The 12,854-nt window shown below is 54.2% G+C and carries 11 protein-coding genes; 5 read left to right on the top strand and 6 right to left on the bottom strand.

Features of this window, described 5'->3' with window-relative positions:
- Positions 1–409: 409 nt before the first annotated feature.
- The 4 genes from NSQ46_RS07945 to tyrS all read right to left on the bottom strand — a co-directional run bounded on the left by NSQ46_RS07945 (position 410) and on the right by tyrS (position 4,766).
- Complete coding sequence (locus NSQ46_RS07945; RefSeq protein ID WP_251535299.1) at positions 410–1,372, bottom strand: glycoside hydrolase family 43 protein; 963 nt, start codon at positions 1,370–1,372, stop codon at positions 410–412.
- Between the two features lie 80 nt (positions 1,373–1,452).
- The gene (locus NSQ46_RS07940) at positions 1,453–2,313 is read right to left on the bottom strand and encodes an ABC transporter permease (RefSeq protein ID WP_342576606.1); all 861 of its coding nucleotides are present in this window, start codon (positions 2,311–2,313) and stop codon (positions 1,453–1,455) included.
- Positions 2,310–3,365, bottom strand: a complete 1,056-nt coding sequence (locus NSQ46_RS07935; RefSeq protein ID WP_340899708.1) for an ATP-binding cassette domain-containing protein — start codon at positions 3,363–3,365, stop codon at positions 2,310–2,312. Before NSQ46_RS07935 ends, NSQ46_RS07940 begins: the two co-directional genes overlap by 4 nt.
- Before the next feature lie 141 nt (positions 3,366–3,506).
- Positions 3,507–4,766 carry a tyrosine--tRNA ligase gene (tyrS, locus tag NSQ46_RS07930; protein WP_251535301.1) on the bottom strand — a complete coding sequence of 420 codons (1,260 nt, stop codon included), beginning with the start codon at positions 4,764–4,766 and terminating at the stop codon, positions 3,507–3,509.
- A gap of 460 nt (positions 4,767–5,226) precedes the next feature.
- Here tyrS and NSQ46_RS07925 point away from each other — a divergent pair, with 460 nt between their 5' ends.
- The 4 genes from NSQ46_RS07925 (at position 5,227) to NSQ46_RS07910 (ending at position 10,069) form a co-directional block, all read left to right on the top strand.
- Entirely contained in the window at positions 5,227–5,682 is a 456-nt protein-coding gene (locus NSQ46_RS07925) for a MarR family transcriptional regulator (protein ID WP_210094989.1), read from the top strand.
- A gap of 57 nt (positions 5,683–5,739) precedes the next feature.
- Positions 5,740–7,170, top strand: coding sequence for an MFS transporter (locus tag NSQ46_RS07920; RefSeq protein WP_251535302.1), 1,431 nt, complete (start codon positions 5,740–5,742; stop codon positions 7,168–7,170).
- Positions 7,164–8,282, top strand: a complete 1,119-nt coding sequence (locus tag NSQ46_RS07915) for a saccharopine dehydrogenase NADP-binding domain-containing protein (protein ID WP_251535303.1) — start codon at positions 7,164–7,166, stop codon at positions 8,280–8,282. Before NSQ46_RS07920 ends, NSQ46_RS07915 begins: the two co-directional genes overlap by 7 nt.
- 527 nt (positions 8,283–8,809) lie before the next feature.
- Positions 8,810–10,069: a cytochrome P450 gene (locus NSQ46_RS07910; RefSeq protein WP_342576605.1), complete on the top strand. Its 1,260-nt coding sequence runs from the start codon at positions 8,810–8,812 to the stop codon at positions 10,067–10,069.
- Positions 10,070–10,179: 110 nt separating this feature from the next.
- Here the strand turns inward: NSQ46_RS07910 and NSQ46_RS07905 are convergent, their stop codons facing one another.
- Both NSQ46_RS07905 and NSQ46_RS07900 read right to left on the bottom strand, forming a co-directional pair.
- Positions 10,180–11,094, bottom strand: a complete 915-nt coding sequence (locus NSQ46_RS07905; RefSeq protein ID WP_342576604.1) for a glycoside hydrolase family 43 protein — start codon at positions 11,092–11,094, stop codon at positions 10,180–10,182.
- 22 nt (positions 11,095–11,116) lie between these two features.
- Positions 11,117–11,725: a TetR family transcriptional regulator C-terminal domain-containing protein gene (locus NSQ46_RS07900; RefSeq protein WP_342576603.1), complete on the bottom strand. Its 609-nt coding sequence runs from the start codon at positions 11,723–11,725 to the stop codon at positions 11,117–11,119.
- Positions 11,726–11,817: 92 nt separating this feature from the next.
- Here NSQ46_RS07900 and NSQ46_RS07895 point away from each other — a divergent pair, with 92 nt between their 5' ends.
- Positions 11,818–12,834: an alpha/beta hydrolase gene (locus NSQ46_RS07895; RefSeq protein WP_342576602.1), complete on the top strand. Its 1,017-nt coding sequence runs from the start codon at positions 11,818–11,820 to the stop codon at positions 12,832–12,834.
- Positions 12,835–12,854: the final 20 nt, after the last annotated feature.

The raw sequence follows: 12,854 nt of genomic DNA, 5'->3' as shown, positions 1-12,854 counted from the left end.
CCGCTCTTGCCTACTTCCCCCTTTTCGAAATCAAAATGCTAAAGGTCTCTCCACAAACACCCTTGTTTAATACAATAAAACCGTATCTTTAATCGAAGTATAGGCATGATTTCATCATCTGTCAACGCTTTCATACATTAATTTTGTAATTATTATTCCTTCAAGCAATTCCCCATATCGTACAACAAAAAGTCGTTTCGAGGGGTCGAATACAGATAAAACCCCAATAGTGACAAGGTTTTCGGGTGCATTAATTCAATTTGCTATCGATCTATTTGGATTGAAACAATCAATAATCCCGAAATAAAAAAAGCCTTTTATTACGAAATTTCTGTAATAAAAGGCTTTTTACTTCGGATCCTTCGTTGCTATCGGCTGCCCTTTTTCAATGGGATACGGATCTCCTGCATCATTCTCCCGAAGGGACGTAGAGCGCGTCGGAATCGCCTGCCGGAATTCCGAAATCCGGCGTTCCGTCCGGATGCCATCCGAACTTCTGAATGCGGGTGGCGCGCAAGCGGGTATCCGCTCCCGGTTCAGGGAGGGCATGATAGACGATCCAGTCCTCCGTCCCGTCCGGGGACTTCGTAAAACTGTTATGTCCGGTCGCATAAATACCGTTCTCCACGCTTTTGCGAAATACCGGTTCCGGGGATTTCGTCCACGCATCCGGATTCATCGGATCGCTGGACGCGTCCATCGTCAGCATGCCCAGCGCATAATCCTCGGACCATGTCGTGCTGGCGGAATAGACAAGAAAGATGCGGCCGTTCCGATGGAGAATGACAGGGCCTTCGTTAATGGCCATGCCCCCCTGCTTCTCCCATTCCAGGGTTGGAGCTGTAAGCAGGACATGCTCGCCGGTCAGCGTCCATGGATCAAGCATACGCATGATATAAATTGCCGAGCCGTAATCCGGAAACCGGCCGTATCCGGCATACAGGAAGTAGAGCTGACCCTGCAGCGTCATCACGGTACCGTCCAAACCCGGGACGGGCGTGTCAAGCGCCCCCCTCCATGTCCATTCGCCCTCCATGGGGTCGTCTTCACCGTTCTCCAGGACGCAAATCCGGCGGGTATCGTCGCCTCCCCCGTCATTCGCCGTATAATAAACATACCATTTACCTTGAACATGATGAATTTCCGGAGCCCATAAGTTATGGCTGTATCGACCTCCCGGCTCCGGCGCCCAAATCGTTTTCTTCCGGCCTTCGGCGATCCGGCTCAGCGAGTCTGATTTCGTAAGCTCAATACGATCCCGGGCCGTATGCATGAAATAATAGAAGCCGTCGGTGTGCTTCCACACCCAAGGATCAGCCGCTTGCTCGACAATCGGATTGTGAAACGTTGCAGTTTGGGGCAATTTCTCCATCTCCCTTCGCATTTCGCGTCAGGCCCTTCGCTCGGGTGCTCTTCCATGGATCCTCCCGGACCTTTGCGTTACGTTCCATCTTACCGATGCCGTTTTATGCTGTCTATGCTAAATTGAGTATATTTAGTCCGGCGCATATAAGCCCGAACCGTCAACGGAGCGAATACCGCCACGATGACGGCGGCGCCGATCAGCGAAATGGACAGATCCCAGCCGACGGTTCCCGAGTTGGTCAAGTCCCGGACGGCCGTAACCAGATGCGATATCGGATTAATATTCACGAACCATTGCAGCCATCCCGGCATCGTCTCGACCGGCACAAACGCATTGGAAAGAAACGTGAGCGGGAACAAAACGATCATCGAGATGCCCTGCACGCTGGAGGCCGTACGGGCGATCACCCCGAAGAAGGCGAAAATCCAGCTGATCGCCCAAGAGCAGACGATGACGAGGAGCGCGGCGAGCGCCACGTACCCCAAGCCGCCGCCCGGATGATAGCCCATCACATATCCCATGGCAAAGGTCAGGACCGTTGCGATGGTATACCTGACGGTGTCCGCCAGCAGGGCGCCGGCAAGCGGCGCGATTCGCGCGATCGGCAGCGATTTGAACCTGTCGAACACGCCTTTATCCATATCCTCTCGCAGCTGTACGCCGGTAACGACCGACGTCGTGATAACGGTCTGCACGAGAATGCCGGGAATGATGACCGGCAAGTAGCTTTGCACGTCGCCGGAGATGGCGCCGCCGAAAATATACGTGAACATCAAGGTAAAGAGAATCGGCTGCATCGTCACGTCAAAGAGCTGCTCCGGCGTTCGCCGGATCTTCAGCAGCCCCCGATACGCCATCGTAAACGAATTGCGCAGGGACTGGCCGAAGCTGGTGCGGTTTTTCAGCCGGGAATTGGTACCGGGTTTCATCTTCATCACGCTGCTCATACGCTTGCCTCCTCAACTTGCTTTGAATGTGGTCCCCGGGACGGATGCGATGTTTGAGCCTTCGCAGCATGCCCGGTAATCGTCAGAAATACCTCATCCAGCGTCGGCTTCTGGACGCTCATCTCAGCTAAGCCGATCCCCGATGCGCGAAGCTCAATCAGCAGGTCCGTGACCAGATCTGCATTCGCCATCGGTGCCGTGATCGCTCCGGCCTCCGGGGATACCATGGAAGGCGCCTGAAGCACCCGTTCAACCATTTGGCGGGCCTGCTCGATGTTCGCCGGATCCCCGACGCGCAAATGGAGCGAAGAGGTGCCAACCGATGCCTTCAGTTCATCGGCGGTCCCTTCGGCAACGACCCTGCCGTGATCGATGACCGCTATCCGGTCGGCCAGCTGGTCCGCCTCCTCCAGGTACTGCGTCGTGAGGAGTACGGTCGACCCCGTGCTCACCAGCCGGCGGATCGTATCCCACATCTGGGATCGGGTTCGCGGGTCGAGACCCGTTGTCGGCTCATCCAGAAAAATAAGCGGCGGCTGGGCAATCAGGCTTGCCGCCAAATCGAGCCTGCGGCGCATGCCGCCGGAAAATTGCTTAAGCGGCCGCTTTGCCGCTTCCGTTAAACCGAACTCCTCAAGCAGCTGTCCTGCCTTGCGTTTCGCTTCCGCGCGTCCAAGCCCGAGCAGCCTTGAGAAGATGATGAGGTTCTCGGTCGCGCTGAGCGATTCGTCAACCGACGCGTACTGGCCGGTGACCCCGATCAATTGCCGGACGATCTGCGCTTCCTTCAGCACATCGTAGCCGAGGATGCGCGCCGAGCCGGCATCCGGACGTAGCAGAGTTGCCAGCATCCGGATCGTGGTGGTTTTGCCCGCACCGTTGGGTCCGAGCACGCCGTATATGCTCCCAGTCCGGACCTTCAGCTCCACCCCGTCCACCGCCCTGTTATCGCCGAACGTTTTGACGAGCCCGTGCGCTTCGACTGCCCAATCCCCGCTTCTTGGCTCCCATTGGTATTGATTGTTCTGTTTCACTTGATTTCCTCCAATCATCGTGATGGTTGATGAAAGAAGGTTAACATGCTTATTTAAACGGAATTTAAATCCGCCTCGGGAGCAACAGGCAAAAAAGCGCCCCAAGATCGAATGATCTTGGGGCGCTTTTAGGTTATCGTCTGAAATCAGAGGATGTTCTTACGACATTTTGACCAAGCTGTAGTTCTTCTTCCCCTTGCGGATGATGATGAACCGGCCGCCGATCGCTTGGTCGGCGGTTACTTCATGGCTGACATCGCTAATGCGCTCGCCGTTCATGGAGATAGCGCCGTTGTTGATATCCTCGCGCGCCTGCCGCTTGGAAGGCTCGATGCCGAGGTCGACCAGCCAATCCACGATATTTTTCGTCTCCGGACCTGCCTCGTAGGTCGGCATTTCCTTGAAGCCCTGCTCGATCTCATCGGCCGTCAAGGACTTGATATCGCCGCTGAACAGCGCTGCCGTAATGCGCTTCGCCTGCTCCAGCATTTCCTCGCCGTGCACGAACCGCGTCATTTCCTCGGCAAGCGTTATTTGCGCTTCGCGTTTATGCGGCTCGGTCTCCACCTTATGGGCAAGCTCCTCGATCTCCTCTTTCGCGAGGAACGTGAAGTACTTCAAGTATTTCACGACGTCGCGGTCGTCGGTGTTGGCCCAGAACTGGTAGAACTCGTACGGCGTCGTCTTCTTCGGATCGAGCCAGATCGAGCCGCCGGCCGTTTTCCCGAACTTCGTGCCGTCGGCTTTCAGCATCAGCGGAATCGTCAAGCCGAACGCCTTGGCGTCCGCGCCTTCCTTTTTCCGGATGAGGTCAAGGCCGCTTGTGATGTTGCCCCATTGGTCCGAGCCCCCGATCTGGAGCTGCACGTCGAAATTCTTGTACAGATGCAGGTAATCCAGCGACTGCAGAATCTGGTACGAGAACTCCGTGAAGGAAATGCCGCTCTCCAGCCGGCTTGCCACGACGTCCTTCGCCAGCATCGTGTTGATGCTGAAGTTTTTGCCGTAGTCGCGCAAAAATTCGATGACGCCGATGTCCTTCGTCCAATCGTAGTTGTTCACCAACCGGATCTGGTTGTCGCCCTCGGTGATGAACAGCTTCTTCATCTGCTCGGTCAGGGCGTCCACGTTGGCCTGTACCTGCTCGAGCGTCTGCAGCGAGCGCTCGGTTTGGCGTCCGCTCGGATCGCCGATCGTCCCGGTCGCGCCCCCGATCAGAATGACCGGACGGTGTCCTGCCATCTGGAAGCGCTTGAGCACCATAAACGGGATCAAATGCCCGATATGCATGCTGTCGCCGGTCGGGTCGACGCCGCAGTATACGGAGATTGATTTTTCATTCGTCAATTCGCGGAGGCCTTCGGCATCCGTCTGCTGATTGATGGCATCGCGCCACTCGAGTTCATCGATAATGTTCATGTCTACATTCCACTCCTTGAATTCAATACTTCTGCATGTGAAACAGCTTTTAAAGGCTAGGTTAAAACCATAAAAAAACGCCCCCATGTCTATCACAGACACAGGGACGATTGAACACCGCGTTACCACCCAGATTGCACCCCTCCAAGCGCCGGCGCCTAGGCCGCAAGCAAGGATGCCACTCGTCGGCGAGTTAACGTTCGCCTCTTCCCGCTCGGCATTACCCGAGATACTCCAGAGTGTATTTCACCGGCTTAATATGTGCCAAGGTTCCATCCTCCTCGGCTTTCTGGAACAGGGATTAAGCAAGCTACTGGGCTCTTTCAACGTATATCCTATATAAGATTACAGACAGTATAGTGAAATACGAATTGAATGTCAACTGGCCATCTGATTCGATCTTGCTGCTCAGGCTCACACCATACTTGACAGCCTATTGTTTAGATCCTAAACTAATGGCATGAATAATGAATCCAACCCAACCAATCAGGAAGCGAACCGGGGCAGCAAGAACTTAGGCCGGTTGATTCTGCAGCTGAGACGCCTGGAGCGCCAGCCTCATACATTCGGCCATGCAGGCAAATTAACGCCGAGCGAGATCCATACGATTGACGCCATCGGTTATGACGGAGCCATCCTCATGAGCGAGCTAGCAGCACGGCTTGGCGTGACAAAGGGAGCCATTACGCAGGTGGTTGATCGGCTGGAGGCTAAATCGCTTGTGATCCGTTCCCCCCATCCACATGATTCAAGAAGCTCGATCGTTTCGCTCAGCGAAGACGGAAAGGAGGCTTACCGGGCTCACGAGGCCGTGCATCTCGAATTCTATAATCAGCTGAGATCGCAGCTCAGCGAACAAGAAATAAAAATTTTTGAGAAGAGCATTGAGATATTAAATAATATGCTGAGCAAATAACTATTTTTTTTCGATAAATAGTTTAGTTACTAAACTAAAATCCAAGGGAGGCTTCCCATGAATCTCGATACCAATCCGGCTCTCATCATTACAGCGAAACATCGATGGTGGCTCTTGTTTTCAATTTGTACTGGCGCATTTCTGTCCCATTTTACTGCCGGCGTTGTGAATGTATCGCTTCCTTCTCTTACATCGGTATTCCAAAAGGATTTGGATATCCTGCAGTGGATTACGACGGCATACTTGCTTGTCATTACGGCATTGCTGCCCATCATGGGGAAAATGGGCGACCGTTACGGGCATGGTCTCATTCATAATATGGGCTATTTGATCTTTGCCGTAAGCTCTCTTCTGATTGCCTTGTCTCCAAACGTCCTTGTCCTAGTCTCGTTTCGAATCCTCCAAGGGATTGGAGCCGCCATGTTTCAAGCAACCAATATTGCGCTGATCCAGCTTTGTTACCCTAAAGAACAAAGAGGCCGCGCCCTCGGCATCATGAGTTCGGTCGTCGCCCTCGGAGCCATGACCGGCCCGCTCGCCGGTGGACTCATTGCCGAACGGTTAAGCTGGCACTGGTTGTTCCTGGTACATCTGCCCGCTGCAGCCGGAGCGGCTGCACTCGCTTGGCGATTCATCCCCATGCAGCGTCCTAACGGCGATTTGCCATCCATAGACCGAGTCAGCGCATTGTTATTCGTTGCCATTGCCGCATCGGTGACTTATGGGTTATCCAGCGGGAATGCGCAGGGCTGGTTTTCCCCAATCATCCTTTCGGTTTTTGGCGGCGGCGGGTTCGTGCTCACTTTGTTCTTGCGGCGGGATTTGCGCATGCCCGTCCCCTTTTTGCCTTTGCAAGTTCTGCGCGTGCCTTCAGTCTCATCGGGGTTAGTCATAAGCTGTATCTCCTTTGTGCTGATTAATGCCGTATTGGTTGTCATGCCTTTTTATTTGTCCCATATGACCTCATATCCTCCCGTGTATATCGGCTTGATCATGACGGCTTATCCCCTGCTATTTGCCATATCCAGCCCGGTGTCCGGACATTTATCCGATCGAATCAATCCCCGGCTGCTCATGTTGACCGGACTCGCTTTTATCGTAACTGGACTTGCGGTTTTTTCTTGTTTTCTAGCTGATCTGACGGTTCCCGGCTTGGTAGCCGTACTTGCCTGGATAGGGCTGGGCATGGGCTGCCTGGCTGCGCCAAACAACGGTTACATCATGCGCAGCGTCCCCTTCCGGTATGCCGGCTCGATTGGAGGCATGATTGCACTGACACGAAATGCCGGAATGGCCCTAGGTGCAGCATTAGGTCTCGGCATGGTAACCGGACATACGGGAACGGAGTTATCGTTTGCTGATTTTGAACGGATTTTTAGAATCAACGTGATCATCGGCCTATGCTCCTGCGCTGCTTTGGGTTATGGAGCGTACCTGGAGCGCCGAAGCAAGTCCATTTCTAAACAATCGGAGGAAACAGGATGTTGAAAGATAAAATCGTCGTCATTGGCGGATATGGCCAGGTTGGGCAAATGATATGCAACGACCTCGCCTTCTTCTATCCCGGCAAAGTCTTCGCTGCAGGAAGAAGTCAAGGGCGGGCGGAAGCATTCAGCCGCGCCACGCAGGGCCGCGTGGAGCCGCTGCGCATCGATGCGGATGCAGGCGTAGACCCCGCGTTGTTGTCCGAGGTTAAGCTGGTCATCATGTGCTTGGACCAACAGAATTCGTCATTCGTTCAAGCCTGTATCGGGCAAGGCATCCATTATATAGACCTTTCGGCGGATTATCGATTGCTGTCTCAAGTGGAGCTGCTGCATCCCCTGGCCGTTACTCATGGGGCTACCGCCATCCTGAGCGTCGGTCTTGCACCGGGCATGTCGAATCTTCTATCGCTCCATGCCAAGCAGCAATTGGATGTTACAGAGGCTATCTATATATCGCTTATGCTGGGTCTCGGAGATTCCCACGGTAAAGCGGCCATTGAATGGACCGTTGATAATTTGCGCTCCAACTTTACGACGATGGAGCAAGGGAAAGTGATACAGCATACCAGCTTTGCCGACGGGCGCAAAACGGATTTCGGCAACGGACAGGGCAGCCGCACAGCATATCGATTCAATTTTGCCGATCAGCATATATTGCCGCGTACGCTTCAAGTGCCAAGCGTATCGACACGGCTTTGCTTTGACCGCCCCTTCATCACCGGGTTATTATCCTGCCTCAAACGGATGGGCAGCCTCAAGCTGCTGAATATCCCCTGGATTCGGGATGCTGCTGTTAAAGCCTTTGCATCCATGCGGATCGGTAAGCCCATGTTCGCATTAAAAGTCGATGCGGTGGGTAAGAAGCAGGACCAGCCCGCGCTTGTGGAATGCTTCCTGCAAGGCGTTCACGAGGCCGAACTCACTGCAAAAGCGGCTGCAATCGTGGCTAGAAGGCTCTACACTTCCGATATGCCGCATGGCGTCTTTCATATCGAGCAGTTGTTCACCTATGATTCCTTCGTTGAAGAACTGCGGGAGATGGCGCATATATCATCACGGCTTCGCATCGGAACGTCGCCTGGCTCGGACCAGATGACAGAGACCTCAAGCTGAGAATAGCGAGCGAATATTTAGATGGTTAAGGGCTAACGCATTCTCCATAATTCAAATAACCGTCCCGATGGATTCCATCAGGACGGTTATTGCCGTTTATTCTACGCCTTTATCCATAAAGCCCAGCGTTTGCAATGTACGCAATCTTGTAAACGCAATCATGATTCGAGTAGGACCGGCCAAACATTCGTACTTGTGTTTAGGGCCGTAGCTCCTCAAATCCGTGACCATGTCATTTTGCGGCGCCGGTTCGACGATCCGCCATACGGACCGCCTGAATTTGACCGCGCTCTGATCACTAATCTATAATTATATTGAACAATTGTTCATTATTTGGATCATTCATTAGGAGGGAGGTTATCGTTGTCCGGAAGCTATTCATCGGAAATATCTACTATTCTTAACGTGGCTCAAGTAAGGAGGAAATGGTTGTTTATTGGTAGGAATGCAAGACATTGCAGATATTGAAGTCTGCTTGCCATTTAGAGTGGGGAGACAAAATCGACCTGTGAGAGAGGATGGTTACCATGGACAGATCGAAACAAAGCGTATCAGAGCAAGCCGGATTCAGCTTTTTTGGCGGGGAGAACGTTACTGACCCGTTCCCGTTATTCGCTCAGCTTCGCGCTAGCGGTGCCGTGATTCCGATTCCGAATCCGCTAGGCGGTTCCGGGGGAACGTGGATCGTCACTCAGATGGAGGAAGCCATCCAGGTGTTGAAGGATCACGCTCGCTTCACCGTGGATCCCAGCTCGCTCGACGGTCATCAAGACATTCGGAGAACGCTCGCCGATACGGCGGAAGCATCCGCTCCTGCGACCTTTTTTACCGGCAAATCCATGTTATTCGTCGACGAGCCAGATCACAAGCGGCTGCGCGGCCTGGTTTCCAAAGCTTTCACGCCCAGATACATGGAAAGCTTGCGCCCCCGCGTTCAAGAAATTGCCGACGAGCTCCTCGACCAGGTACAAGCTCAAGGGCAGATGGACATCGTCAAGGATTATGCCTATCCGTTGCCGATCAATGTCATTTCCGAAATGCTGGGCGTACCGTTGGAAGACCGGGACCAAATCCGTGTCTGGTCGGAGGCGCTCGCACGCGGCCTTGGCTATGAGAAGCAGGATCCGGCTGTCGCAGCCCATATGAGCGCCTTCGGCGAATATACCGCGCAGCTTGTAGCGGATAAACGAAAGCGCCCGGCCGAGGATCTGATCAGCCAGCTGATCGCCATCGAAGAGGAAGGGGACCGCCTCAACGAGGATGAACTGATTTCGATGATAACCTTATTGATCTTTGCCGGCCACGAGACCACATCCAACCTGATTGCGACAGGAACCTTGATGCTCTTGGACCATCCACAGCAATGGGAGAAACTCAAAGCCGATCCCGGTCTCGTGCCGTCAGCCGTCGAGGAGCTGCTTCGCTTCAACGGACCTGCTACAGCCTCGGGACCGCGCTACGCCACCGAAGACGTTGAGCTTGGCGGACAGCGGATTAAGAAAGGGGATATCGTGATCCCCGTGTTGAAATCGGCCAATCGGGACGAGAGCCAGTTTACCGATCCGGAAGAACTCGATGTTGCGCGTCGGATCAAACGCCATCTCGCATTCGGGCATGGGATTCACATGTGCTTGGGGGCGCCGCTTGCCCGCATGGAAGGCGATGTAGCGTTCGGCACGTTGGTCAAGCGCATGCCGAATCTGAAGCTCGCCATCCCAAGGGAGGATATCGCCTGGCACTTTACGCTCTCCTCGCAGAGCTTGGCTTCACTGCCGGTCACGTTCTAAAGGGCAGCGCATCCGCTCTCGGGCGCATATCCCGCCCTTCGGCATTTACCGCTTTTAGCAACAGAACTTACCGTAAAGAAGCGCCTGCCGTTAAATCGGCAGGCGCTTCTTTACGTCATTTTCACAGGCAAAATCCGTCCATCCTCCGAAAACTCCATGACGTCCAAGCACAGGACTCGATGATTCCGATCCGTCTCCGTCAGCGGCCGTCGATGGTAGACGATGTACCACTCCTCTTCGCCCGCCTGGATGAAGCCGTGATGGCCGGCCCCCGTCGCCACGTCCGGATCCTGCTCCAGGATTTTCCCGACGCGTTCGAACGGGCCAAGGGGAGAAGAGGCGCAGGCGTAGGCCACGGAATAATCCGGTCCTCCCCATCCCCCTTCCGCCCACATGAAATAATAGAGCCCCTTCCTTTTGACCATACACGGTCCTTCAACGTATTGGTCCGGCGTAATCTCCGCATAAGTGCTGCCGTCCTCGAACCGACCCAGGCTGATCATGTCCTCGTTCAGCTTGACGACATTACAGCGGCCCCACCCGCCGTAATACAAATACGCGGTGCCGTCATCGTCGATGAATACATGCGGATCGATGGGCTGGGCTCCATGATGGAAGCGGTCGATGAGCGGCTTGCCGATCGCGTCGCGGAAAGGCCCCTCCGGCTTGTCGGCGACGGCGACGCCGATTCCCCCGTACTCGTCATCACTCTGAATGTCATTGGCGCAAAAGTACAAATAATACCGTCCGTTCCGTTCGATCGGCGACGGCGCCCACAATGCCCGCTTCGCCCAAGGAATCCGGTCGATGTCCAAAATGCGCTCCACCTTCGTCCACTTAGCCAGATCCTCGGAATAGAACGCATCGAAAAACGTCTGCTCGTCATAAGGAGCCGAGTATGTCGGATAGATCCAGTACCGCCCTTCAAATATTCTCGCTTCGGGATCCGCGTACCAGCCGCGGACGATCGGATTAGGAGCAAGCTGTGCGTGCTTTCCGTCCGTACGTTTTTCATGCTTCGCCATCTTCATTCCTCCTGTCGATAGGTTATATTCCTTTGCCTTGTTGAGCGCAGAGCGACTCCAGGTGGGAGGTTACCAGAGCTTCAAGTCTTTCCACAGGCAGCCGATCCGGCTGCATCATGCGATGCATGGCGAGCCCGTCGATCAGCGCGAACAATTTTTCCGTCTCCAGATCGATATTCAAGTCGGGGCTTGCCAGCTGGTTCTTGACGATCTCGTCCACCACGAAACGGGAGACCTTATGGATCCCGTCTTGAATTTCCGAGCTTAATTTCCTTAGTTCGGGATAGACCAGCACCTTCGAATGAAACGCAAACCACACCTCCATTTCCAGCGTTCTCTCTTCATCGACGGGCAGAAATTGCAGCAGCAGCCGCTTCAAGTCCTCCATTAAAGGCCCGTGAAGCTCGAATGTCTCCAATCTGTGCTCGACCCGCTCGACGAACATATTCATGCAAAAGGCAAACAGCTCAACCTGCGTCGAGAAATAATGGCGCATGGAACCGACGGACAATCCCGCCTCTTCCGCGATGCGGCGTACGGTTGCCTGCTCCAGACCCGAGCGCCGGATCACGTTTAATGCAGCCTCTGCGACCAAGCGTCTTTGGGTGTCATGATTCACGATTTTTGGCATGGCTCTATTATACGTCCTTTTCTTTTTTAGTACAACGTGTTAAAATCCTTTTTGGTACATTGTACTAAATAAAATCGGGAGAGGAACCATCCATGAAAAAGGACAAAAAGAAGAAGAGAGCTTCAATATGGAGAAAGCTTGCATACGGGTTCGGGAGCATCTTTGCTGTTGTCGTTATGGCGCTCGTCGCCGGCTTCGTGTATGAGTCTATCGCTGCCAAACAAGCGGCGAAGGATTACCCGCCTCCGGGCAAAATGGTCGATGTCGGCGGTTATGCTCTGCATGTGGTGAAAGCAGGCAGCGGTTCCCCGACGATTGTATTCGAAGCCGGAAGCGGCGAAACGAGCCTGTCCTGGCGCGACATTCCGGACAAGCTAGCCCCGTATGCAACGGTCGTCACCTACGACCGCGCAGGTTATGCCTGGAGCGAGAAGGCAAGCCGCGAACGCACCGGAGATCAAATCGTCAGCGAGCTGTATCGCGCTTTGAAGCAGGAAAATATCGAGGGCCCCTACCTTATGGTCGGTCATTCTTTGGGCGGGATGTATGCCCGGCTGTTCGCCGAAACTTACTCGGATGAGGTGATGGGCCTGGTGCTGATCGATGCCAGACCCGAGGATGATGCCAGGGATACCCAAGCGATACTGGAAGCGGAGAATTTTGCCGGCAACCCGCCAGCCTCCACGCTCAAGCTGCTCAAGCAGTCCGGCGTACTGCGCCTGTTCCAGGACGATTTGCTGAAGGGTCTCGTGGCCGAGGAAGACCGCGGGCAATTTATCAATGTCATTGCACAGCCGAGCTACTTCGAAGCGAAGGAAGAGGAGGCGGAGCTGGCTCATACGACTGAAGATGCCATTCGGGGGCAGCATTTGGGGTCGTTGCCGGTGCGGGTGATCGCCCGGGGGCTCCCTCAGGATTATGCCCAAGCGGGCATTTCGGAAGCCGGCGGTCGGAAGCTTGAGGAAATTTGGCAGGCCGGACAGCGAAAGATGCTGGATATTTCGACCGACAGCCGATTGATCGTCGCCGAACGAAGCGGCCACATGGTCATTCATGATCAGCCGGAGCTAGTCGTCGATACGATTCTCGATGTTTTGCAGGTCCGGTAAGCACCCTTAACTTAACTATC

This window comes from Paenibacillus sp. FSL M8-0142 (genome assembly GCF_038597315.1).
GTDB classification, from domain to species: domain Bacteria; phylum Bacillota; class Bacilli; order Paenibacillales; family Paenibacillaceae; genus Paenibacillus_AQ; species Paenibacillus_AQ lactis.
This window is presented reverse-complemented; position numbering and strand designations above follow the sequence as displayed.